This is a genomic window from Hoeflea sp. 108, assembly GCF_000372965.1.
Taxonomy (GTDB): domain Bacteria; phylum Pseudomonadota; class Alphaproteobacteria; order Rhizobiales; family Rhizobiaceae; genus Aminobacter.
In genome coordinates this window covers 4,567,438-4,590,723 of record NZ_KB890024.1, presented here as the reverse complement: position 1 = coordinate 4,590,723, position 23,286 = coordinate 4,567,438, and the positions used below count along the sequence as shown (strand labels likewise).

Here is a 23,286-nt window from a genome sequence, read left to right as displayed (position 1 = left end):
TCGCGGAATCTCTCTATCTCTTTGTTTTTGCGCAATTCCGGACGGAAAACCGCTGCGCACTTTTCCTGGAATTGCTCTATCCTGCCGGGCGCCCTCAGGGGCTCCCGGCTTGCTTCCGATCCACGAGGCTTAGAAAAGTCCCTGGCCTGCGGCCGCTTCTTCGGCTGCGCCGCGGCGGATGAAGCTCTTGTAGACGTAGCCGCGCTGGCCCTTGTAGACGACGGTGCACCAGCCGCAGTCGGCCTCGGCATCGATGTCGGCATTGGCTGGTACGACCGTCAGCACCTGCGCCTCATCGGCCGGCCCATCGCGCAGATTGACGTATTTGGTCACCTTGGCCGGCTTGAGGTCGGGCTGGCTGACGGCTGCGAGCTTGGTGTCGGGGGCAGCGCTCGGAGTGACCGGCTGGATGCTTGCCGGCTCAGGCACCTGGTCCAGCATGCCGGTGGCCGCCTCAAGCTTGGCGACATCCGCCTCGGTCTCGGCCACCTGTACGTTCGATGCGCCTCGCTGCGGGACGATCGAGGCGGTGCCCGAGGCGTCGGGCACGTCCGCCTGCATCGTTGCCCGTGCGGTGTTGCGCTCGTCCGGTCCTGGCGTCAGCTGGCCATCGGCCACTGCAGGCTTGGCCGGTTCGATCAGATGGGTGTTGTTGGTCGCGACTGGCGCCCGCATCGGGGCACTTTCCGTTGGCTTCTGCAGCGGCGGGATGACCTTGGCCGTCTGGGGCAGCACCAGGCGAGGGGGCAGGACTGCTGCGGTTTCCATCGTGTCAGGCGCCTGGTTGCCGACAAATCCGAAGCCGACAATGGCGAGCGCCACTGCGCCGGCCGCACCGAGCAATGCGACGTCAGGCTTCGACAGCCGCGGACGAGGCAAACGGGCGGCCAAGCCGCTCGAAATCCCGGCGAACCGGAGAATGGGGGTATTCATGGTACAAGACTCCACACTGGTACAGCCTCGGCGACAATGCCGGAGCCGACCCCCAACCCGATTTGGCATGCAAGGCGTCGAAACAATTGCGAAATCGGGGTGTGTTGCCTGTCCCGCCGCAGTTTCTCGACTGTCCGCCTAGCCGAGCTATTCGACGGAATTCGGGCAGCCGTTAACCTTTGTTACCAGGCTGGCCCAACACTTCGCATCCAAAGCGCCTTGACGGCGTATTAAATCGATTTAATTATCCTTGCACGCAAGCGAAGAAGTGCGCCGTCCGGCGGGGCGACGTCCGGTAACATTTTGAATCCGAGCCCTTCGATCCCCTGAAATCGATTTCGGCAGCAGGGTTCCTGTGCTAGGAGCGGCACTCGATGGACGCCAAGAATGCCATGAACACAAGCCTCATCGCCAAGCGCGGCCGCTGGGCCGTGGCTGCAGCCTTCTTCACCAATGGCTTTGTCACCGGAAGCTGGGCGCCGCAGATCCCGCTGCTGCTCGGCCGCCTCGAGATCAGCGAATTCGTGCTCGGCCTGCTCATCCTGGTGTTCGGTCTGGGTGCGCTGACGGCCATGCCGTTCTCGGGCTATCTGATGTCCAAGCGCGGCTCGCGTCCGGTCGTCATCGGCTTTGCCTGGATCGTCGTCTTTGCGCTGCTTTTGGTGGCGCTGGCGCCCAATGTTTGGGTCGCGGCACTCACCATGTTCATCTTCGGCGGTTCCATCGGCGCCATGGATGTCGCCATGAACGCCAATGCGGTGGCCGTCGAAAAGAAGCTGTCGCGCGCCATCATGTCGTCGTCGCACGGCTTCTGGAGCCTCGGCGGCTTTGCCGGTGGCGGGCTGGGTGGCATCATCATCCTCAACTATGGCCATCTCGCCCATGCCGGCTTCGTCACGGTCGCCGCAGGCCTCATGGCTGCGTTCGCCCTGCGCCACCTGGTCACCGAGGACAAGCCGGTCGCGCATGAACACCATCACTTCCGCCTGCCGCGTCTGCCTGTCATCTATCTCGTCGGCATCATGGCGCTGTTTTCGATGATACCAGAGGGGGCGGTGCTCGACTGGGCCGCGCTCTATCTCAAGCAGGAACTGGGTGCGGACATCGCCACTGCCGGCTTCGCCTTTGCTGCCTTCTCCGGCATCATGGCGCTGATGCGGTTCCTCGGCGATGGGGTGCGCAACCGCTTCGGCGCCGTCAACACGCTGCGGGTTTCGGCACTGATCGCCGCCAGCGGCATGCTTGCGGCCGGTCTCGCACCCAATCCATGGGTCGCCATCGTCGCCTTCGCCCTGTGCGGCATGGGCGTCGCCAACATGGTGCCGATCGCGTTCTCCGCCGCCGGCAACCAGCCGGGCGTGGTTCCCAATGTCGGCATGAGCGTGGTCACCACCATGGGCTATTCCGGTATTCTGGTGGCGCCGTCGGCGATCGGTTTCGTTGCCGGGCACATCGGCTTCTCCACGGTCTTCATCGTGCTGTCAGGCTTCCTCGTGGTCGTCTGCACGATGGCGGGGCTCGCCCGCCATGCCGACTTCCGTGCAGTGCCTCAGGCAGCGCCTGCCGAATAGGCCTTCAGGCTGTCGTGAAGAAAATCCGCGACGCGGCGGATGCGGACGCTGGCGCGCACGTCGCGGTGCATGGCGAGCCAGACAGGCAGAACAGGCAAAGGCAGGTCGGCCAACACCACCTCCAGCCGCGGCTCATGGTGGATGAGCGGCTCCTGGCCGATGCCAATGCCGTTGCCAGATCGCACGGCCTGCCAGAGCACGATGTGGTTGTCGCTGCGCAGGCGGAACCCATGCCTATCGATGCCGGGGACGAAATGCTCGAAGCCCCGCACCATCTCGTCGCTGCGGTCGAAGCCGATCAGGTCGTGATCGCCGAGTTCGTGCGGTTTAGCCGGGCGGCCGCGGCGCTCCAGATAGTCTGAGGTGGCGCAGAAACGCAGCTGGATATCGGTCACCTTGCGTGCCACCAGTTCGTTCTGCGCCGGCCGCACCATACGGATGGCAATGTCGGCGTCGCGGCGCAGCAGGTTCTCGACCTGGTTCGAGGCAACGATCTCAATCTCGATGCCGGGCTCGTCGATCCCCAGCCGGGCCAGCATCGACGGCAGAACATGGGCGGCCACCATCTCGCTGGCGGCAATGCGAACGGTGCCTTCTATGGCCTCGACCGAGCCAAGCGCCAGACGGGAGAAAGCGGTTGCCTCGGCGCTGACGGCGCGGCCACGCTCGAACAACAGGCTGCCTGCTTCGGTCAGCACGTAACCCTGTCGTCCGCGCCGGAACAGCGTCACGTCAAGCGCCTGTTCCAATTCGGCGATATGCCGACCCAGCGTCGGTTGGCTGGCTGCGAGCTTGCGGGCTGCGGCTGACAGGCTGCCGCTCTCTGCGACCGCCACGAAGCTGCGAATGAGGTTCCAGTCGATCTCGGACATCTATTCAATAATGAATGACAGAGTTCCAAAATCAAGCAATTTCAATTCGCCAGCGCATGACGAGAATGAGGTCATAGCCATCCAACTGGAGTGACCGAAATGACCAGGATTGCAATTCTGGGTGCCCGTGGCCGGCTTGGCCGCGCAGTCGCCAAGGCATTTCTTGAGGCCGGATATGAGGTGCGGGCAATCACCCGCGACGGTAAACTGCCGTACGAACTGAGGGACGCCGAAGGCATCGCAGCCGACGCGCTCGACCGAGCCCGGCTTATCGACGCCACAGCCGGCGTCGACATCGTCTTCAACGGCTTGAGCCCAGTCTATTCGGACTGGAGTTCGGTCCTGCCCATGGCGGAAAACGTCATGGCTGCCTGCCATGCGAATGGCGCGCAGCATCTGGTGGCAGGCACCGTCTACAATTTTGGCTCGCCCATGCCCGCAATCATCACCGAGGATACGCCGCAGCGCCCGACGACCGAGAAGGGGCGCATCAGGGCCGAGCAGGAACAGCTCTACCGCCGCGAGGCAGAGGCAGGGCGGGTCCGCACGATTCTGCTTCGGGCGGGCGACTTCTTCGGCGGCAGGGGAACCGGGTCGTGGTTCGACCTGGTGATCGCGTCCAAGCTGGCCAAGGGCGTCTACACTGCACCGGGGCCGGTCGAACTTGTCCATGCCTGGGCCTATCTGCCCGACCTCGCCAGGGCCTTCGTGGCGCTCGCCGACAAGCGCAGGCAGCTTGGTGCCTATGAAAGCTTCAATTTCCCCGGCCATTCGCTCACCGATCTGGAGATCAAGGCATCGATGGAAAGGATCGTCGGCCACAAGCTCAAGCTCGCCAGTATGCCCTGGTGGGTGCTGCGCGCCGGCAGCCCGTTCGTGCCGATGTGGAAAGCGATCGTGTCGATGGCCTATCTGCGCTTCGAGCCGCATCGTCTCGTCTCGTCACGGCTGGAGGCGACAATCGGTGAAATCCCCCACACGCCTCTCGATGCCGCGGTGGCAGGGGCGCTGGCAGACCTCGGCCTGCTGTCGACCGAGGCCGGGCGCAAGGCGGCCTGACACGGCTGTCAGATCCGGCCCATAAGCAACAGCACCAGAACTACGATGAGCAGGATGCCGACGATGCCTGATGGTCCGTAGCCCCAGGAGCGTGAGTGCGGCCAGGCCGGCACTGCGCCGATCAGGATCAGAATCAGGATGATGAGGAGCAGGGTGATCATTTCACGGCCTCGTCTGTCGATTGCGACAAAGGCTGAACGCAAAAGGCCGCCCGGGTGTTCCGGGCGGCCTTTTCAGTCAGATGACCTGTTGCCTATTCGGCGGCCTTCGGGAAGACAGCTCCAGCCTCGCCGGCATCTGCCGCCGGAACGCCGGCTTCCACCTTGGTCTTGCCGCGGCGGAAGAGGCGACCGAACCAGCCGCGCTCGCCCTGTTTGCGCTTGTCGCGGGTGAACACCATCAGCATCGCAGGGGTCACCACCAGCGTCAGCACCGTCGCGAACGACAGGCCGAAGACGATGGCCGAGGAGAGCGCGATCCACCACTGTGTCGACGGCGCATTTATCGTCGTTTCATGGTGGAAGATCTCGAGGCCGAGGCCGAAGGCGATCGGCATGACGCCGAGGATGGCCGAGAGTGCGGTCAGCACCACGGGACGTGCGCGCTCGCGGCACGTCTGCAGCACTGCGTCGCGCTTGCTCCAACCTTCTTCGCGCAGCCGGTCATAGGTGTCGATCAGCACGATGTTGTTGTTCACCACCACGCCGGCCAGTGCGATGAAGCCGATGCCGGACATGACGATGACGAAGGTCTGCCCGGTCAACAGCATGCCGAGCAGCGCCCCGATCACCGCCATGACAACGCAGGACAAGACCAGGAACACGCTGGTGAACTTGTTGAACTGCGCCAGCAGCACGATGAAGATCAGGAAGATCGCCGCACCGAAGGCGTTGCTGAGGAAGGCAGCAGCTTCCGCGCTGTCTTCGTTCGAACCCGCAAGCTTCCAGTCGACGCCAGGCTTGGCCATGTCGCCGACGGTCTTGGCAACCGCCGCCTGCACTTCGGCGACCTGGAAGCCGCCTGCCACGTTTGCCTGGACCGTGATGGTGCGCTTTCCGTCGATGCGCTTGAGGACACCGACTGTCGGTTCCGGCTTGCGCGAGACGAAATTGGAGATCGGCACGGAACCCTGTGCGGTCTCGATGCGCAGCTCGTCGAGCGCCGACAGCGTGCGGCGGTCTTCCGGCAAACGCAGCCGGATGTCCACGGCATCGTCGGTGCCCGCAGGGCGGTAGTCGGTCAGCTTCAGGCCAGTCGTCACCAACTGGACGGCGGTGCCGACTGCCATCGGGCTGACGCCGAACTGCGCAGCCTTGGAGCGGTCGACCTGGAGAGCCCAGTCGACGCCGGGGGGCGGCAGGCCATCGGAGACGTCGATGACACCAGGCACCTTGGCCACGGCGGCCGCGACATCCCTGGCATAGTCGTTCAGCCCGGCCGGATCCGTCGCCGAGAGCTGCACCTGAATGGCCTTGCCGGTCGGCGGGCCAGCGTCAGGAACGCGCACTTCGACGTCGACGCCCGGAATGCCGGCCATCGCGACACGCAGGTCGTCGAGGATCTTGTGAGCCGACTGGCGCTCGCGCCAATCGATGAACTCGTAGTTGATGACGCCGACGACGTCTTCCGGAATGTCCTCGCCACCGCGCGTCTTGCCGACCTTGGTCAGCACCGACTTGATGCCCGGCCAGCCGATGATCCGCTGCTCGGCAATACGGGTCGCAGCATCCATCTCTTCAAGCGAGAGGTTGCCGCGGGCATGTACGTAGAGCAGGCCATAGTCCGGCTCCACCGACGGGAAGAACTCGACGCCGTTGCCGAACTTCACATAGGAGTACAGTCCCCCGCCAAGCAGCATCATCGTCAGCGCGATGGCGGTGATCGGATAGGCCACCGCCTTCTTGACGACCGCCATATAGACGCCGTCGCGATTTTCCTCTTCGCCGTGCAGCGGCGCCTTGCCGATGATCGCGCCGATCGCCGGAGCGAAGATCAGCGCGTAGGCCATCGATGCGGCAAGAGTGACAATCAGCGTGATCGGCAGGTACTTCATGAAGTCGCCGACGATGCCGGGCCAGAACAGCAGCGGCGAGAAGGCCGCGATGCGGGTCAGGGTCGCCGCGATGACCGGTCCGGCCATGCGCTTGGCAGCTTCCTCGAAGGCCTGTTCCTTGGGCATGCCTTCCGACATGCGGCGCTCGGCATATTCGGTGACGATGATCGCGTCGTCGACGAGCATGCCGACTGCCAGGATGAGCGAGAACAGCACGATCATGTTGATCGTGTAGCCCATCAGGGCGAGCAGCAGGATGCCGATCAGGAACGAGGACGGGATCGCCAGTCCGATCAGCATCGAGGCGCGCCCTGACAGCGCGTAGAGAATGACGATGAAGACCAGGATGACGGCAATCATCACGTGGTTCTGCAGGTCATTGAGCAGCTGGTTGACGAAGACCGACTTGTCCTGGGTGTAGGTCACCTGCAGGTCGGGCAGCGCCTGCTTGCTCTTTGCCACGAACTCTTCGGCGATCTTCTTCGAGCCCTCGATGGTCTCGACGACGTTGGCGCCGATGCGCTTCTTGACCGCAAGCGTGATGGCCGGCCTGCCGTCGATGCGGGCGATCGTCTCGGCGTCCTTGAAGGTCGAACGCACGGTGGCGAGGTCGCGAACCCTGACGACGGCGTTGGGGCCGGCGACGACCGGGAGGTTTGCGACATCTTCAGGCGTTTCGATCAGCGACGGCACCTTGACTGCGTATTTGCCTTCCGAACCCTCGATGGCGCCGGCGGCGACAAGGCTGTTCGATGCACCGACGCCCTGGATCATCTGGTCGAGCTGCAGGCCGTAGGAGGACAGCTTCACCGGATCGATGATCGCCTCGACGAGCTCGTCACGCGAGCCCTGGATCTCGGCCTCGAGCACGCCGGGCACCTCTTCGATGCGGTCGCGCAGCTCTTTGGCGGCGGCGGTCAGCGTGCGTTCCGGAATATCGCCGGAAAGCGTGATGAACACGACCGGGAATTCGGAGAGGTTCACCTCGTTGACGGTCGGTTCTTCCACGCCGGCGGGCAGGTCGCGCTTGGCGTCCTGCACCTTGTTGCGTGTATCGATCAGCGCGTCGCCGAGGTTCACCGACGGGTCGAACTCGACGATGACGTTGGCGCCGCCCTGATAGGCGTTCGACTTCATCTCCTTGAGCCCCTTGAGGCTCTTGAGCTGGGATTCGACCGGTCTGAGGAGCAGGCGCTCGGCGTCCTCGGGCGAGATGCCTTGATAGACAAGGCTGACATACATGATCGGAATCGCGACGTCCGGCTCTGCCTCCTTGGGCACGGCGCGGTAGGCAAGCGCCCCCGCGATGACCAGGAAGAGCAGGACCGAAAGGGTCAGTCGCGCATTGCGGATCGCAAGGCTGACGATATCCATTGTTACTGTGTCCCAGCCGCGCTTTCAGCGAGTTTCTTGAGGGCCGCCTCGTCGGCGGCCTGGGCCTTCACTTCATCGCCTTCCTTGACCAGGTCCTGGCCGGCGATGATGATCCTGGCGTCAGCGGGAATGCCGCCGAGCACGAGGCCGTTCTGGGTATCGTCGACCAGATCGATCGGGAAGAAGACGACCTTCGACGCTGCGTTGACGGCGCGGATGCCGAGGTCGCCATTCTGGCTCAGCGTCACCACCGAACGGGGCAGCACCACCGCATCGGTCGGATTGGCGCGCACAGTGATTTCAGCGGTCATGCCGGCCGGGATGGCGTTGTCCTTGTTCGGGACGGCGATCTCGATCGGAAAGGTACGGGTCTTGGCTGTGGCGTCGCGGCTGATGTAGCGGACCGTGCCCTTGACCTCTTCGCCGTTGATCAGGCGCACGTCGGCCTCGTCGCCGATCTTGACGTAGCGCAGGTCGCGTTCGCTGATCTCGCCCTTGGCGAGGATCGGGTCGAGGCTGAGCATCGTGGCCACTTCGCCGCCCTGCGTCACCGAGGAGCCAAGCTCCACTGCAACGCGATCGACGACGCCGTTGAACGGAGCCTTGACCTGGTTGCGCGACAATTCGGCTTCGGACGCCTGGAGCTGCGACTGCGCGGTCTGGAAATTGGACCAGGCGATGTCGGCGGTCAGCTTGGCAGCCGATCCGGCCTTCGTCAGCTTCTGGGCTGCTTCCCATTCGGCCTTGCGCTGCGACAGCACGGCATTGGCGGTATCCACCGCGGCTGCCTTTTCTTCGGCGTCGAGCATCAGGATCAGGTCGCCCTGCTTGATGTGGTCGCCCTGTTTGACCGGCAGTTCGGCAATGATGCCTGCGGCGCGGGTGGCAAGGGTTGCGCGCTTTTCGGCCTCGGTCTGGCCGGAAATGCGAATGGCGCGGGCGTGTTCGGTGCGCGGCGGCACGACGACGGCGACCGTGCGTGCCGGCGCCTTGGGCGTTTCGGCCACGGCCGGTTTTTCTTCGGGGGTCGTCTGGGCGCTGCCTACCGAGGAGAATTCGCCGGTGCCCATCCAGGCGGCGAAACCGACGAGCACGACCAAGGCTGCAAGCTTGTGGAACCTAATCTTCGACATGTCGTTATCCGTTAAAGACGGTTACGGCTTCACCGCCAACTTGCTTGGCGCGTCGGCCCGATATGGGAGCGCGCAATGCCGTGTTCAATCCGCCGTGGGGGCAAAATGGCGGAAGGGCGTCTTCTACATCAAATGTGAAGCACGAAATAGTGATAAAAAGTAATGGAAATATCATCCTGACAAAATGGCAGCAGTTGTCAGGTAATGTGCTTCCAATCCCGCTTTCGGCGGCTTTTCGCGACAGCTAGCCGTGCTGGCGCACCGCTGAAGGTCTGGTTCTGGTCGCTAGGAATTCGCGGACGCGGCGCCCTGTCGCCGGGCCTCGCATCGGTTTGAAGCCGTCGTCCAACTCGCCCGAAAGGTCGAGCGTTGCAACCTTGCCCACCGAATCAAAATTGTCTTCCAGCCAGTCGCTCGCTGCAGTCCGACCGAGATCGCGCAAGTATTCGAGGAAGGCCCACTCGGCGTTTATCTTCGAGGATGCCGACAGATCCTTGAAGGCTTCGTCGGCGTCGATGCGATGCATGCGGATGTCACGGTATTCGCCATGCGGCAGGCGCCCGGCCGCGATAAGCTCCTTGATGAAGGCGATGGCACGGAACTCGCGCAACAGCCCGGCATTGAAGGTGATCTCGTCGATGCGGTTCTGGATTTCGTTGGCCGTCCTCGGCGTCTCCTCGCGCACCACCGGATTGATCTGCACCAGCAGCACGTCCTCGGTGTCGTTGGCCTTGAAGAACGGATAGATCGCCGGATTGCCGCCGTAGCCGCCGTCCCAATAAGGTACGCCCTTGATCTCCACTGCCTGAAATATCTGCGGCAGGCAAGCCGAGGCCATCACCGTATTCAGGTCGATCTCGCCATCGCTGAAGACGCGCAATTGGCCGGTCTCGACATTGGTCGCCGAGATGAAGAGGTCGATGTCGGTGCAGGCCCTGACATTGGCGAAGTCGATCTGTTCGGCAACGACATCGCGCAGCGGATTGAGGTTCAGCGGATTGGCGAGGTAGGGCGAGAACACCCGCGACATGGTGTCGAACCAGATGTAGCCGGGCGTGTTTTCGATCGACCAGTTACCCCATGCCATGTCCCAGGGCGAACGTTGCACGGGGCTGAAGCGACCCTTGCGCGCCACCGCTCGCCAGAAGTCGTCCAGCTTGGCGCGGGCACCGTCGCGGCCGCCGCGCACCCAGCCGTCGGCAAGCGCAACGGCATTCATCGCACCCGCACTGGTGCCCGACACGGCCTTGAAGTCGAGCCGGCCGTCCTCGAGCAGCCGGTCGAGTACGCCCCAGGAGAAGGCTCCGTGCGAGCCTCCACCCTGGAGCGCGATGTTTATGGGTTTCGTCTCCTCCGCCTTGCCGTTTCCAGTCATGGCGTCTTCCGATCCGATGCTTCTTGTTTACTGGGCGGTCCAGCCGCCATCGACGGAGATATGGGTGCCGTTGATCTGGGCTGCCGCCGGCGAGGCGAGGAAGACAGCGGTCGCCGCCACCTGTTGGACGGTGACGAACTCCTTGGTCGGCTGGCGATCGAGCATGACCTCGCGGATCACCGTGTCGCGGTCCATGTTGTGGGCCTTCATCTGGTCGGGGATCTGGGCTTCGACCAGCGGGGTCAGCACATAGCCGGGGCAAATGGCATTGCAGGTGATGTTCTGCTGCGCGACCTCAAGTGCCACCGTCTTGGTCAGTCCCATGATGCCGTGCTTGGCCGAGACATAAGCCGACTTGTAGGCCGAGGCGACCAGCCCGTGAGCGGAGGCGATGTTGATGATGCGCCCACCGCCGGCCTTCTTCATCAAGGGCAGTGCCGCCGCAATCGTGTGGAACGCCGAGGTCAGGTTGATGGCGATGATCGCGTCCCACTTGTCGATGGGGAACTCGTCGACCGGGGCGACATGCTGGATGCCGGCATTGTTGACCAAGATATCGGCCGATCCGAAGCGTTCTGCCGCCCTGGTCACCAGAGCGCGGCAGTCCGCGCCCTTCGACATGTCTGCCTGTACGTAGATCGCCTCGACGCCATGCCTGCCGGCGATGCCTTCGGCGATGGCGTGGTCGGCCGGTGTGTCCGAGAAGGAGTTGACGACGACATTGCAGCCTTCGGCGGCAAATGCCTCGGCGATTGCGAGGCCGATGCCCGAGGTCGAGCCGGTGACAATGGCGGTTCTGCGCGTGCTCATTCTGAATCCTGCGGTGTCGGTTTCATGTTGCGATGCAACATATACGTCCTGAATGGCGCAATAAAAGCGCCGTGTCCGCACGGTTTCGTGAAATTGCCGCGCGAGCGGGCGATTTTCCTGCCGGCGACGCTACACTCGTCGTCCGGCAGGCATGACAATGGAGCCACTTGTCGTTGCAGGCCAGCTTCGCCCTTGGCGGGCGCGACTACCTGCGATATTGACATCGCGTGCCGAGCGCTCCACCTCAGGCGCGGATACCTCGAGCTTAAAGGCCGTCCATGTCCGGCTACTTCTCCTCTCCATTTCCTCGCCGCCATTCCGTCGGCGTCGATGTCGGCGGCGTGATCGTCGGTGGCTCGGCACCTGTCGTCGTCCAGTCGATGACCAACACCGACACGGCCGACATCGACAAGACGGTCGCCCAGGTGGCCGCACTGCATCGCGCCGGCTCCGAGATCGTGCGTATCACCGTCGACCGCGACGAGAGTGCGGCCGCCGTGCCGCATATCCGCGATCGGCTGGCCCGTCTCGGCGTCAACGTGCCGCTGGTCGGCGATTTCCATTACATCGGCCACAAGCTGCTCGCCGATCATCCGGCCTGCGCCGAAGCCTTGGCGAAATATCGCATCAATCCGGGCAATGTCGGCTTCAAGGACAAGAAGGACAAGCAGTTCGGCGATATCGTCGAGATGGCGATCCGCCATGACAAGCCGGTGCGCATCGGCGTCAACTGGGGGTCGCTCGACCAGGACCTGCTGACCCGTCTCATGGACGAGAACCAGGAAAACGGCTCGCCGCTCACCGCCAACCAGGTGATGCGCGAGGCGATAGTCCAGTCGGCGCTGATCTCGGCCGACCTGGCCGAGGAAATCGGTTTGCCGCGCGACAAGATCATCCTGTCGGCCAAGGTCAGCCAGGTGCAGGACCTGATCGCGGTCTACACCATGCTTGCCAGCCGCTCCGACCATGCGCTGCATCTCGGACTGACCGAGGCCGGCATGGGCTCCAAGGGCATCGTCGCCTCGTCGGCGGCCATGGGCATCCTTCTGCAGCAGGGCATCGGCGACACCATCCGCATCTCGCTGACGCCGGAGCCGAACGGCGATCGCACCCGCGAAGTGCAGGTGTCGCAGGAACTGCTCCAGACCATGGGCTTCCGCCAGTTCGTGCCGATCGTCGCTGCCTGCCCAGGCTGCGGCCGTACCACCTCGACCGTCTTCCAGGAACTGGCCCAGACCATCCAGGAAGACCTGCGCAAGAACATGCCGGTGTGGCGCGAGAAGTATCCCGGTGTCGAGGAGCTGAAGGTTGCTGTCATGGGTTGCATCGTCAACGGCCCGGGCGAATCCAAGCATGCCGACATCGGCATCTCGCTGCCCGGTACCGGCGAAACGCCGTCCGCTCCCGTCTTCGTCGACGGCAAGAAGGCCGCCACCTTGCGTGGTCCCGCCATCGCCGCCGACTTCGAGAAGATGGTCGCCGACTACATCGAGCAGCGGTTCGGGCGCGGCGGCAGGGCCGCAGCCGAGTAGCGATGCAGCGCCTGGCGAGGGCAGCGCTGGCTTGCCTCGTCGCGCTGGCGATTGCCGGGCCTGCGCTCGCGGACCCGCCGCGGTCGCGCAAGAAGGATCACGTCGCCCGTGTCTGCGACCTGATCGACATCCATGCCAGGCAGGAGGGGCTGCCCAGCGAGTTCTTCGCGCGGCTGATCTGGAAGGAGAGCCGCTTCGACCCCAATGCGGTCAGCCCGGCGGGCGCCGAGGGCATCGCCCAGTTCATGCCCGGAACTGCCGCGATGCGCGGGCTAACCGATCCTTTCGACATGGAACAGGCGATCCCGGCCTCGGCGCGCTATCTCGGCGAACTCAAGCGCGGTTTCGGCAATCTCGGCCTTGCGGCTGCAGCCTACAATGCCGGTGAAAACAGGGTGACGCGCTGGCTGTCGTCTGGCGGGTTCCTGCCGCTCGAGACCGAGGACTATGTGCTCGACATCATGGGCGAGCCGGCCGACAGCTTCTCCGACAAGGCCTATGCCGGCACCAACCGTCCGCTCGATGCCGCGACGCCGTTCCTCGACGCCTGCCGCAACCTGCCGGTCATCATGTCGGCCACGATCCCGATGGCGACGGTCCATGTGAAGCCCTGGGGTATCCAGGTCGCCGGCAATTTCCGGCGCGGGGTGGCAATCGGCCAATGGCAGCGGATGAGGGCGCGGTTCCCGGCACTGCTTGCGTCGCATGATCCAGTCGTCAGTCGCATCAGGACCCCGATGGGGCGGCGCGGCGTCTATGCGGTCAGGATCGGGGCCGATGATCGCGCCGAGGCCGATACGATCTGCCAGAGCCTGCACAAGGCGGGCGGCTCCTGCATCGTGCTCCGCAACCGCTGATCCCTAGGCTAGCGCGGCGTGCCTGCCTTCGGCGAGCACGCCGTGCAGGCTTTCCGCGTCCGCTGCGCCGCGCAGCCTTGCAACCGCAGTCTCGTCGCGCAGCAGCCGCGCGATCTTGGCCAACACGTTAAGGTGCTCCTGCGGCGAGGCCTCCGGCATCAGCAGCAGGACCGCGATGTCGACATCCTGGCCGTCGATGGCTTCGAACGGGCAGCGCGCTTGCAGTCTGGCAAGCAGGCCGAACGGTCGCTGCAATCCATGCATCTTGGCGTGGGGAATGGCGACGCCGAGGCCCAGGCCGGTCGAGCCAAGCTTTTCGCGGGTTGAGAGTACCGAGACGATCTCGCCGGCCTGAACGCCGATACGCCGGGAGGCGAGCACGGACAGCTCCTTGAGCAGCCGCGTCTTGCCCTCCGGCCTGAGGTCGAGGACGACGTCCTCGACCGAAATCACGTCGCATATGTCCATGGTCAGTTGGAGAGCATGCCGGCGAGCGCCAGTCCGCCCAGAACGATGCCGGTGACGACAAAAAGCCGGGTGAACATGAAAGGGTCGGTCTGGGGCACCGAAGCATGGTCGTTCGCAGCCTTTCGCGCAGGGCGGACGGCAGCGTCGGATTTGTCGGCACCGGCCATCCGGTGCGTCAGGTGAGCGCGCAGCATCGCAGTCTTCCTTTGTTGTGCGCCGGGCGGCTGTGGCCGCATCCGGTCGCGTCAGGAAGCTAGAGATGGCCGCATCAGGATTCGAGACAGGACCGACAGCGAAGAAATAAGGAAGTCATAAAGGCGCAGCGCTTGAAACGAGAAGCGGCGCCCTGGGACGCCGCGTGATCGTTGCATAGCTGGACGCCTGGTGTCGTTCGTCAGGCCGATTGAACCAATTCGGCGCTCTCGCTCAGCCAGGTGCCGATCTTGGTGCCGAGCTTGTCGGGCGACACCGGCTTGGGCAGGTAGTCGTCCATGCCGGCATCCAGGCATTTCTCGCGGTCACCCTTCAGCGCATGCGCCGTTACTCCGATGATGGGCGTGCGGGTGCCGTTGGCTTCTTCCTCGGCGCGAATGGCGCGTGTCGCTTCGTAACCGTTCATCTCGGGCATCGAGACGTCCATCAGGATCAGCTTGGGCCTGAAGGTGCGGTACATCTCGACTGCCGTGCGGCCGTTGCCGGCGATGCGGTGGCTGAGCCCCAGGCCCGACAGGATCTGGCCGAAGACCAGCTGGTTGACCTCGTTGTCCTCGGCTACCAGAACGTCGAGCGCTCCGCCTTGTAATGGGCCTGGTTCGGGCTGGGCGAGCGGCGCTTGCGCCGGGCCACGAATGACGGTGAAGGCCGGCTGCTGGGTCTGCCTGACCGGTTCGCGGACGAACTGCGTCCGTCCGGCCTGGGAGCGCGCCTTCTGCACAGCGGCAATCACGGTGCCGAGCAGCACCGCCGAACGGGCCGGCTTGGTCAGGTGCGCGGCGATGCCGAAATCGAGCACCATGCGGCTGAAGTCGATCTGGTCGACCGAGGTCAGCAGCACGACGGGGATCGATGACGTGCGGCTGTCGGCGGCGATGGCCTTGGCAACGTCGGCGCCATTCATGCCCGGCATCTGGTAATCGAGGATGACGCAATCGACGCTGGCACCGAGCTGGGCAGCGCGGTCGAGGAAGGCGAGCCCGATGGCGCCGCTTTCGGCCGCGGCGCAGTCGAAGCCCCAGCTCTTGAGTTGCTCCAGAAGGATCTCGCGGTTGACCGGATTGTCGTCGATGACCAGCACGCGCGCCCCGGTCACGTCGACGGGAACGCCGGTACCGGTGTCTTGTGCCTCATAGGCGGGCAGCATGGCGGTGAACCAGAACACCGAACCCTTGCCGAGCTCGCTTTCGACGCCGATATGGCCGCTCATCAGGTCGACCAGGCGGGCGGCGATGGCGAGGCCAAGGCCAGTGCCTTCATGACGGCGGGTCGAGCTGCCGTCGACCTGGGCGAACTTCTCGAAGACGCTCTGCAGCTTGTCTGCGGGGATGCCGATGCCGGTGTCCTCGACGCGCACCTTCAGCGCCACCGTGTCGTCGACCGGCTCGCCTGTCACGTCGACCAGCACGTGGCCGCGCTCGGTGAACTTCACGGCGTTGCCGAGCATGTTGGTGATGATCTGGCGGAAGCGACCGACGTCGCCGATTACATGGCTGGGCAGGCGCGGATCGACGCGGACGATGAGTTCGAGATTCTTTTCGGCGACGCGTGCCGAGATCAGGGTCGCCACGTCCTCGACCGCTTCGCCGAGATGGAACGGGGCTGGGTCGAGGGTCAACTGGCCGGCGTTGATCTTGGAGAAGTCGAGCACGTCGTTGATGATGGTCAAAAGCGCGTTGCCCGATTTCACGATGACATCGGTGAAGGTCTTCTGGCGCGGGGTTAGGTCCGTGCGGGCGAGAAGCTCGGCCATGCCGAGCACGCCGTTCATCGGCGTGCGAATCTCATGGCTCATATTGGCGAGGAATTCCGATTTGGCGCGGTCGGCCGCCTCGGCCTTCGACAATGATTCTGCGGTCTCGGCAAAGGCACGGCGGATGGCATTTTCCATCGGGCGGAAGACCCAGAAGGCGACGCCGCCGATGACAAGCATCAAAAGCACGCTTGCCATCATCAGCAGGTTGTCGCTGCGTGCTTCCGCGACGCGGCGTTCCTCTTCCATAACGTTGCGTGCCCGCACTAGCATCGGCTGGGCAAACAGGTCGTTCTGGTTGCGGATCTCGCGATAGCTCCACTCGCTGGCGTTCTGGGCGGTGGCGAGGGCACTGAGATTGCGCGCCATATCGCGCGCCGACCAGAACAGGTCGCCATTGACCGCGGCACTGTCCAGCTCGCGTTGCGACTTGGTCGACAGGTCTGGGCGCACCGCGTCGATTGCGGTGCTCAGTTCGGTGATGCCGCCTTCGATGCGGGCAGCGTGATTGCGTGCGGCAGAGGCGAGCGCCTCGCGCGTCTCCGGGCGCCAGGCCGTCGTCGTGGTTTCGGCGAAGCTCGTGGCGTTTCGCAATTCACGTGTGAAGGACTGCAGATGCGAGGCGATGTCGTCGACATCGCGGCGGAAGGCATTGCCCTGGTTGAAGGCGGCCATGACCGCGGCTGACGTCGCGGCGAAGATCAGGAGACCCGACAGGTATCTGATCCGTATCGAACGGATGAAGGACGAGTGCTCCGGCATGCGCAACCCCAAACACATACGCACAATTTTATGGAGCTGGAATAGACACTATTAACATTAAGAGATTCTGACCCGCACCAAGCCTGGCGCAGGCACGAATCTACTGGCTGTCAGGCCGGATCAGCTGTTGCGCTCGGCCACGAAGCTTGCGGCCGCCTTGAGCATCGCACCGCCTTCGCCGAAGGGCTCGAGCAGGGCATGCGCCTGGGTCACCAGACCGGCGAGCTGGGCGCGGGCCCAGTTGGCGCCATGGAGAGAAACCAGCGTCGCCTTGCCGGCGGCCGCATCCTTGCCCGTCGCCTTGCCCATGGTCTTGGCGTCCGCCGTGAGGTCGAGCAGATCGTCGGCAAGCTGAAAGGCGAGGCCGATGGCCGAGCCGAATTCGGCGAGCGTTTCGCGCTCGGCGGTAGAGGCGCCGGCGATGATGGCGCCGGCCTCGCAGGCAAAGCGGATCAGCGCGCCTGTCTTCATCGCTTGCAGACGGATGATACCAGCCTCGTCGGGCTTGTTGCGTTCGGCGTCGAGGTCGAGCGCCTGGCCGCCGACCATGCCGCCGGGGCCGGCGGCGCGGGCAAGCGCCAGGACCAGGGCTGCGCGACGCTCGGCCGGCAGATGGGTGGCCTCGTCGGCGATAATGTCGAAGGCAAAGGTCAAGAGGCCGTCGCCGGCCAGGATCGCAGTCGCCTCGTCGAACGCCTTGTGGACGGTCGGTTGGCCGCGGCGCAGGTCGTCATCGTCCATCGCCGGCAGGTCGTCATGGATGAGCGAATAGCAATGTACGCATTCGAGTGCGGTAGCGACACGCAGCGCAGCCTCGCCGTCGGCGTCAAAGAGCGCGGCGCTTTCCAGCACCAGGAACGGGCGCAGCCGCTTGCCGCCGTTCAGCGCACCATGGCGCATCGCCGCCATCAGGTGACCGGGCCGCGATATCTCGCCCGACAGCATATGGTCGCTGAGCAGGTGACCGAGTTGGGTCTCGACGGCGTCGGCGCGCAGTCTCAAGGCGGTTTCGAACATGATATCGCTGTCGATCGTCATGGTGGCGAGCGGTAGCGGACACACAGACGTTGCGCAAGAAGCCAAGCGCCTTTATGCCGAAAGGCTGACAGGCAAGGGCAGGCGGGTTGGCGGAACCGATCATAGAGCCGGAAACCGAAGGGCTGGACATGGCTGCAGCGCGACGCGGGATCCTCTCGCGCGGAAGCCTGCGCCGCTGGGTGCGGCTCGGGGCGCTTGCGGCTGCGGCCTTGATCGCTCTGCCGGTCGTGCTGACCATTCTCTATATGCCACCCTTCGTGCGGCCGATCTCCACCCTTATGGTCAAGGACATCGTCACCTTGCAGGGCTACGACCGGCAATGGGTGGCGCTCGACGATATCGCCCCGGTGCTCGCCCATTCCGTCATCATGTCCGAGGACGGGCAGTTCTGTTCGCACCGGGGCGTCGATCTCGGCGAGCTTCGTGGCGTCATCAGCGATGCGCTGGATGGCGAATCGACCCGCGGTGCCTCGACCATCCCGATGCAGACGGTGAAGAACCTCTATCTCTGGAACGGCCGCTCATTCATCCGGAAGGCGGCGGAGCTGCCGCTGGCGATCTATTTCGATGCGCTGATGTCCAAGCGGCGGATCATGGAGATTTATCTCAACATCGCCGAGTGGGGCCCGAACATCTACGGCATCGAGGCGGCCTCGCAGCACTATTTTGGCAAGCCCGCAAGCCAGCTCAGTCGGCGGCAGGCAGCACTCCTGGCGGTAACGCTGCCGAACCCCGCCGCACGCAACCCGGCCAAGCCGGGTGCCGGGCTCAGGCGGCTTGCTTCGGTGATCGAGCGCCGTGCCTCAAGGGCAGGCGCTTATGTCCAGTGTCTGGACTAGCGCCGGCATTGTGCGTCGGCTGAAAAAAGAGTCGGTTCGGGCTGGTCAAGCTTGGCCTCGCCGTGTATAGGCTCCCCGACTTCTTCATATTCCGGCCTTGGATGCGGCCCTTTCACGAGGGCGGACAGGGTCACTTGACCGATTAGTGGAGTGTATCCATGGCTGTTCCAAAACGAAAAACCTCCCCGTCCAAGCGCGGCATGCGCCGTTCGGCTGACGCCCTCAAGTCCCCGACCTATGTCGAGGACAAGAACTCGGGCGAAATGCGCCGTCCGCACCACATCGACCTGAAGACCGGCATGTATCGCGGTCGCCAGGTTCTGACGCCGAAGGAAAGCTGAGAAGCTTCTTCCGGACGGGCTTAGATCAGAAAGGACCGGCTTTGCCGGTCCTTTCTTTTTGTGCGTCGGTGATCGGGTGAAGCCACGAAGTCCTTGACCGAAGCGGCCGGGCCCCTTCTACAAGGGCGAGCAAAACGCGGAGTAGCTTTATGCTTGCCGGCATCCCCCTTCTGATCGTGCCCTTCATTCTCTACAACGCCGGCCTTGCCGGGTTGTTCGGCAGCGGCCCCGCGGGGGATCCGTGGCAGACCACGGTCGTCTCGCTCGGCATGATGTCGGGCGGCGTCTTCACGCTCACCCTCGGCGACCTGCTGATCGTCGTTGCGCTGCTTCTGTTCTTCGTCGAGATCGTCAAGGCGACCCGCACGGGCAGCGCCTCTGTCATCGACCACCTGCTGTCGACCTTCGTCTTCGTGGCGTTCCTGGTCGAGTTCCTGCTGATGCGCGGCGCCACCAGCTCGGTCTTCTTCATCCTGGTGGTAATCGCCCTGCTCGACGTCCTGGCTGGCTTCTCGGTCTCGATCCGATCGGCCAACCGCGACGTCACCTTCGGCCGCGACTAGAGCGTCGCCGCGATTCCCTCGAATCGCGAAAACGCGCTCTTTGGTTTGATGCGGTTTCCGACGGAAAGCCGCGTCATGCCTTGTCTGGGATCGCCTCAGACCTTGGCAACGAAGCCGGCCGCCTCGATGCCGGCCATTGCCGCCAGCTCGTCATTGTCAGACGTGTCGCCGGAAATGCCGACGGCACCCAGCACATCGCCGTCCTTGTTGCGGATCAGCACGCCGCCGGGGACCGGCACGATCTTGCCGCCCGATACCGCCGACAGTCCCTGGAAGAAATGTGGACGCTCTACGGCTGCAACTCCGAGCGCACGCGAGCTGGTGCCCACGGCGAGCGCGCCATAGGCCTTGCCCGAGGCAACCTCGGCGCGGATGAAGGGCGCGCGGTCCTGGCGCTGGAATGCCAGGAGATGGCCGCCGGCATCGAGCACGGCAACGCCCAGCGGCTTGAAGTCCTGCTGGGCGCCCAGTTCGAATGCGGTGGTAATGATGGCGTTGGCCTTGGCCAGCGTCAGTTCGGTCATGATGGGGTTCCTCCGATGTTGCGCGCCTAGAAAACACGCTCGGTGAGCAGAGCAAAACCCTGCGTCAGGTTGAAAATCTCTCGCCTGAAAGGGTAGGGCAGGGTGGCGTACGGTTGGCTTTGGCGCTGGCGCCGGAGTGAGAAGCCGTCGGGCTTAGATGATGAGTTGCGCTGCCCCAGTGGGGGGCTGAACCCGACAGCTCCCCGGCGTTCTCAAACAAAAAGCCCCAGCCCTTCGCTGTCGCTCCGGGCGTTCGGCACTCAAAAAGCCAAGCAGTTGGCTTTTTGAGTGCGCTCTGGGCCGACCGTGCCTCACCCCATAGAATCGATCTTGCGCTGCATTGCAGCGAGCTGTTCCTTCAGCTCCTTGAGATCGTCGGGCTTCTCGGCTGCTTCCTTCCGTGCCGGCTCGGCCGGCGCGCTGCCCGAAGCGGCCGGGAAGGGCGTGAACATGCGCATGGCGTTCTGGAACAGCTCCATGTTGCGCCGGGTCTGCTCTTCCAGCGCCTTCATCGGCGTGGCGCCCTTCATCATATCCATAGGCGCCTTGCCGAAGGTCGACTTCATCTGCTCGCGGAAGCGTTCCTGTTCCTTGGCAAAGGCGATCATCGACTGCTCGAGGAAGCTCGGCACCACCATCTGCATCTGGTCGCCATAGAACGAAATCAACTGGCGCAGGAACGGGATCGGCAGCATGTTCTGCCCGTCCTTGTTCTCCAGCTCGAAGATGATCTGGGTCAGCACCGGATGGGTGATGTCCTCGCCGGACTTGGCATCCTGCACGGTGAATTCTTCGCCCTTCTTGACCATTTCGGCCAAGTCCTCGAGCGTCACATAAGTGCTCGTGCCGGTATTGTAGAGCCGCCGGTTGGCGTATTTCTTGATCACCACCGGCTCGTCTTTTGCAGGCATCAGCATCCTCCCCCGGAAGACCGGATTGCCGTGTAAGCAGCCGGTAACATTGCGCCTCGGGGGCAGGATACGCGCAAAGCAACTGCAAATCCAAGCGCTTTGTGCAGTGCAAGAACGAGAAGCCCGGACATGCCGGCAAAAAAATGCTGCGCAGCATTGCTGCACTGCAAGCGCAGCATGAGCCGCTAGCCGATTTTCCGGTTTGACTCGGGTCCTGGAACGGGCAAGAAAAGTCGTGAGCGCCAATTTCTTCGACGCACAACAAACCTTCTCGTTTCACCAAGTCTGGAGAGAAACATGTCCGCCTCCACCTCCATCGTCGTCGCCAGTGCGGCACGCACGCCGGTCGGTTCGTTCAACGGCGCCTTCGCCAACACGCCGGCGCATGAGCTGGGTGCGATCGCGGTCAGGGAGGCGCTGGCGCGTGCCGGCGTCGATGCCAAGGAAGTCGACGAGGTCATCCTCGGCCAGATCTTGACGGCAGGTGCGGGGCAGAACCCAGCGCGCCAGGCGGCCATGGCTGCCGGCATCCCGCAGGAGGCGACTGCCTGGGGCCTCAACCAGCTCTGCGGTTCGGGCCTGCGCACCATCGCCATCGGCATGCAGCAGATCGCCATCGGCGACGCCAAGATCATCGTCGCCGGCGGCCAGGAATCGATGTCCATGGCGCCGCACTGCCAGCACCTGCGCGGCGGCGTGAAGATGGGCGACTTCAAGATGATCGACACGATGATCAAGGACGGCCTGACAGACGCCTTCTACGGCTACCACATGGGCAACACCGCCGAGAACGTCGCCCGCCAATGGCAGCTGACCCGCGAGGAGCAGGACCGCTTTGCTGTTGCCTCGCAGAACAAGGCCGAAGCTGCCCAGGTTGCCGGCCGTTTCAAGGACGAGATCGTGCCGGTCACGATCAAGGGCAAGAAGGGCGATACCATCGTCGACCAGGACGAATACATCCGTGCCGGCACGACCATGGATGCGCTGGCCAAGCTGCGTCCGGCCTTCGACAAGGAAGGCACCGTCACCGCTGGCAACGCATCCGGCATCAATGACGGCGCGGCCGCCGTGGTGCTGATGAGCGAGGCGGAAGCGGTGCGACGCGGCCTGACGCCGCTCGTGCGCATCGTTTCGTGGGCAACCGCTGGAGTCGATCCGCAGATCATGGGCACCGGCCCGATCCCGGCCTCGCGCAAGGCGCTCGAGAAGGCTGGCTGGTCGGTCGGCGATCTCGACCTAGTCGAGGCCAATGAAGCCTTTGCGGCGCAGGCCTGCGCGGTCAACAAGGACATGGGCTGGAACCCTGACATCGTCAACGTCAATGGCGGCGCGATTGCCATCGGCCATCCGGTCGGCGCGTCGGGCGCCCGCGTCTTCAACACGCTGGTCTACGAGATGCGGCGGCGTGGAGCCAAAAAGGGTCTGGCGACCCTGTGCATCGGCGGCGGCATGGGCGTCGCGATGTGTGTCGAGGCGATGTAAATCGAAATGCGAGAGGGCGGCCTAAGTGCCGCCCTCTTCGTCTTTAAATGCCTGTCATAAGGGCAAGTCATCCAAGCAGCAGAAAAGGGGAAACGAATGGGTAAGGTCGCACTCGTCACCGGCGGATCGCGCGGCATTGGTGCCGCTATTTCGATCGCGCTGAAAAACGCGGGCTACTCGGTCGCTGCCAACTATGCCGGCAACGACGAGGCCGCGCAGAAGTTCAAGGCAGAGACGGGTATTCCGGTCTACAAATGGTCGGTCGCCGACTATGACGCCTGCGAGGCCGGCATCAGGCAGGTGGAGGCCGATCTTGGCCCGGTTGCGGTGCTGGTCAACAACGCCGGCATCACCCGCGACTCGATGTTCCACAAGATGACGCGCGAGCAGTGGAAGGAAGTCATCGACACCAACCTGCATGGCGTCTTCAACATGACCCACCCGCTGTGGAGCGGTATGCGCGACCGCAAGTTCGGCCGCGTCATCACCATCTCCTCGATCAACGGCCAAAAGGGCCAGGCGGGCCAGGCCAACTATTCGGCGTCGAAGGCCGGCGACATCGGCTTCACCAAGGCGCTGGCGCAGGAGGGCGCACGCGCCGGCATCACGGTCAACGTCATCTGCCCCGGCTACATCGCCACCGAAATGGTGATGGCAGTTCCCGAGAAGGTGCGCGAATCGATCATCGCCCAGATTCCGGTCGGCCGTCTCGGCGAGCCCGAGGAAATTGCGCGCTGCGTGGTGTTCCTGGCCTCCGACGAGTCGGGCTTTGTCACCGGCGCGACGCTGACCGCCAATGGCGGGCAGTATTTCGTCTGACCGC

General features: G+C 64.0%; 22 protein-coding genes. 9 read left to right on the top strand and 13 right to left on the bottom strand.

Annotated features, from left to right (window positions below; translation table 11 throughout):
* Window positions 1-129: 129 nt before the first annotated feature.
* Entirely contained in the window at window positions 130-933 is an 804-nt protein-coding gene (locus B015_RS0122820) for an SH3 domain-containing protein (RefSeq protein WP_026227618.1), read from the bottom strand.
* A gap of 374 nt (window positions 934-1,307) precedes the next feature.
* Between B015_RS0122820 and B015_RS0122815 the strand changes: the two genes are divergently transcribed.
* Entirely contained in the window at window positions 1,308-2,504 is a 1,197-nt protein-coding gene (locus B015_RS0122815; protein WP_018430064.1) for an MFS transporter, read from the top strand.
* On the opposite strand, the gene B015_RS0122810 is transcribed toward B015_RS0122815, so the two are convergent.
* Entirely contained in the window at window positions 2,483-3,376 is an 894-nt protein-coding gene (locus B015_RS0122810; protein WP_018430063.1) for a LysR family transcriptional regulator, read from the bottom strand. The two genes, B015_RS0122815 and B015_RS0122810, sit on opposite strands and share 22 nt — an antisense overlap.
* Window positions 3,377-3,475: 99 nt before the next feature.
* Here B015_RS0122810 and B015_RS0122805 point away from each other — a divergent pair, with 99 nt between their 5' ends.
* Window positions 3,476-4,435 carry an NAD-dependent epimerase/dehydratase family protein gene (locus tag B015_RS0122805; protein ID WP_018430062.1) on the top strand — a complete coding sequence of 320 codons (960 nt, stop codon included), beginning with the start codon at window positions 3,476-3,478 and terminating at the stop codon, window positions 4,433-4,435.
* An 8-nt stretch (window positions 4,436-4,443) separates the two neighbouring features.
* On the opposite strand, the gene B015_RS32765 is transcribed toward B015_RS0122805, so the two are convergent.
* The 5 genes from B015_RS32765 to B015_RS0122780 all read right to left on the bottom strand — a co-directional run bounded on the left by B015_RS32765 (window position 4,444) and on the right by B015_RS0122780 (window position 11,180).
* Window positions 4,444-4,596: a DUF3309 family protein gene (locus tag B015_RS32765; RefSeq protein WP_018430061.1), complete on the bottom strand. Its 153-nt coding sequence runs from the start codon at window positions 4,594-4,596 to the stop codon at window positions 4,444-4,446.
* Between the two features lie 92 nt (window positions 4,597-4,688).
* Window positions 4,689-7,862 (bottom strand): efflux RND transporter permease subunit, encoded by a 3,174-nt coding sequence (locus B015_RS0122795; RefSeq protein WP_018430060.1) that lies wholly within the window; start codon window positions 7,860-7,862, stop codon window positions 4,689-4,691.
* Between the two features lie 2 nt (window positions 7,863-7,864).
* Window positions 7,865-8,995 carry an efflux RND transporter periplasmic adaptor subunit gene (locus tag B015_RS0122790; protein WP_018430059.1) on the bottom strand — a complete coding sequence of 377 codons (1,131 nt, stop codon included), beginning with the start codon at window positions 8,993-8,995 and terminating at the stop codon, window positions 7,865-7,867.
* 244 nt (window positions 8,996-9,239) lie between these two features.
* The gene (locus B015_RS0122785) at window positions 9,240-10,370 is read right to left on the bottom strand and encodes a patatin-like phospholipase family protein (protein ID WP_018430058.1); all 1,131 of its coding nucleotides are present in this window, start codon (window positions 10,368-10,370) and stop codon (window positions 9,240-9,242) included.
* Window positions 10,371-10,397: 27 nt separating this feature from the next.
* Complete coding sequence (locus B015_RS0122780) at window positions 10,398-11,180, bottom strand: 3-hydroxybutyrate dehydrogenase (RefSeq protein ID WP_018430057.1); 783 nt, start codon at window positions 11,178-11,180, stop codon at window positions 10,398-10,400.
* Between the two features lie 278 nt (window positions 11,181-11,458).
* Between B015_RS0122780 and ispG the strand changes: the two genes are divergently transcribed.
* Both ispG and B015_RS0122770 read left to right on the top strand, forming a co-directional pair.
* Window positions 11,459-12,712, top strand: coding sequence for a flavodoxin-dependent (E)-4-hydroxy-3-methylbut-2-enyl-diphosphate synthase (gene ispG, locus B015_RS0122775; RefSeq protein WP_018430056.1), 1,254 nt, complete (start codon window positions 11,459-11,461; stop codon window positions 12,710-12,712).
* Window positions 12,713-12,714: 2 nt separating this feature from the next.
* The gene (locus B015_RS0122770; RefSeq protein WP_018430055.1) at window positions 12,715-13,569 is read left to right on the top strand and encodes a lytic transglycosylase domain-containing protein; all 855 of its coding nucleotides are present in this window, start codon (window positions 12,715-12,717) and stop codon (window positions 13,567-13,569) included.
* A 3-nt stretch (window positions 13,570-13,572) separates the two neighbouring features.
* Here B015_RS0122770 and B015_RS0122765 read toward each other — a convergent pair whose 3' ends face one another.
* The 4 genes from B015_RS0122765 to B015_RS0122750 form a co-directional block, all read right to left on the bottom strand.
* On the bottom strand, window positions 13,573-14,037 hold the full coding sequence (locus B015_RS0122765; protein WP_018430054.1) for a PTS sugar transporter subunit IIA: 465 nt from the start codon (window positions 14,035-14,037) through the stop codon (window positions 13,573-13,575).
* 2 nt (window positions 14,038-14,039) lie between these two features.
* Entirely contained in the window at window positions 14,040-14,231 is a 192-nt protein-coding gene (locus B015_RS33405; RefSeq protein WP_157632812.1) for a hypothetical protein, read from the bottom strand.
* A 200-nt stretch (window positions 14,232-14,431) separates the two neighbouring features.
* Complete coding sequence (locus B015_RS0122755) at window positions 14,432-16,765, bottom strand: response regulator (RefSeq protein WP_018430052.1); 2,334 nt, start codon at window positions 16,763-16,765, stop codon at window positions 14,432-14,434.
* Window positions 16,766-16,885: 120 nt separating this feature from the next.
* Window positions 16,886-17,803, bottom strand: a complete 918-nt coding sequence (locus B015_RS0122750; protein ID WP_026227617.1) for a polyprenyl synthetase family protein — start codon at window positions 17,801-17,803, stop codon at window positions 16,886-16,888.
* A 128-nt stretch (window positions 17,804-17,931) separates the two neighbouring features.
* On the opposite strand from B015_RS0122750, the gene mtgA reads away from it, so the two are divergent.
* The 3 genes from mtgA to B015_RS0122735 all read left to right on the top strand — a co-directional run bounded on the left by mtgA (window position 17,932) and on the right by B015_RS0122735 (window position 19,546).
* Window positions 17,932-18,642: a monofunctional biosynthetic peptidoglycan transglycosylase gene (gene mtgA / locus B015_RS0122745; protein ID WP_051091992.1), complete on the top strand. Its 711-nt coding sequence runs from the start codon at window positions 17,932-17,934 to the stop codon at window positions 18,640-18,642.
* Between the two features lie 158 nt (window positions 18,643-18,800).
* Window positions 18,801-18,983 carry a 50S ribosomal protein L32 gene (rpmF, locus tag B015_RS0122740; RefSeq protein WP_026227616.1) on the top strand — a complete coding sequence of 61 codons (183 nt, stop codon included), beginning with the start codon at window positions 18,801-18,803 and terminating at the stop codon, window positions 18,981-18,983.
* 149 nt (window positions 18,984-19,132) lie between these two features.
* Window positions 19,133-19,546 (top strand): hypothetical protein, encoded by a 414-nt coding sequence (locus B015_RS0122735; protein WP_018430048.1) that lies wholly within the window; start codon window positions 19,133-19,135, stop codon window positions 19,544-19,546.
* Window positions 19,547-19,641: 95 nt separating this feature from the next.
* Here the strand turns inward: B015_RS0122735 and B015_RS0122730 are convergent, their stop codons facing one another.
* Both B015_RS0122730 and phaR read right to left on the bottom strand, forming a co-directional pair.
* The gene (locus tag B015_RS0122730; RefSeq protein WP_018430047.1) at window positions 19,642-20,070 is read right to left on the bottom strand and encodes a heme-binding protein; all 429 of its coding nucleotides are present in this window, start codon (window positions 20,068-20,070) and stop codon (window positions 19,642-19,644) included.
* A gap of 311 nt (window positions 20,071-20,381) precedes the next feature.
* Complete coding sequence (phaR, locus tag B015_RS0122725; protein ID WP_026227615.1) at window positions 20,382-20,981, bottom strand: polyhydroxyalkanoate synthesis repressor PhaR; 600 nt, start codon at window positions 20,979-20,981, stop codon at window positions 20,382-20,384.
* 297 nt (window positions 20,982-21,278) lie between these two features.
* Between phaR and B015_RS0122720 the strand changes: the two genes are divergently transcribed.
* Window positions 21,279-22,463 (top strand): acetyl-CoA C-acetyltransferase, encoded by a 1,185-nt coding sequence (locus B015_RS0122720; protein WP_018430045.1) that lies wholly within the window; start codon window positions 21,279-21,281, stop codon window positions 22,461-22,463.
* A 96-nt stretch (window positions 22,464-22,559) separates the two neighbouring features.
* The gene (locus tag B015_RS0122715; RefSeq protein WP_018430044.1) at window positions 22,560-23,282 is read left to right on the top strand and encodes a beta-ketoacyl-ACP reductase; all 723 of its coding nucleotides are present in this window, start codon (window positions 22,560-22,562) and stop codon (window positions 23,280-23,282) included.
* The last annotated feature ends 4 nt before the right edge of the window (window positions 23,283-23,286 follow it).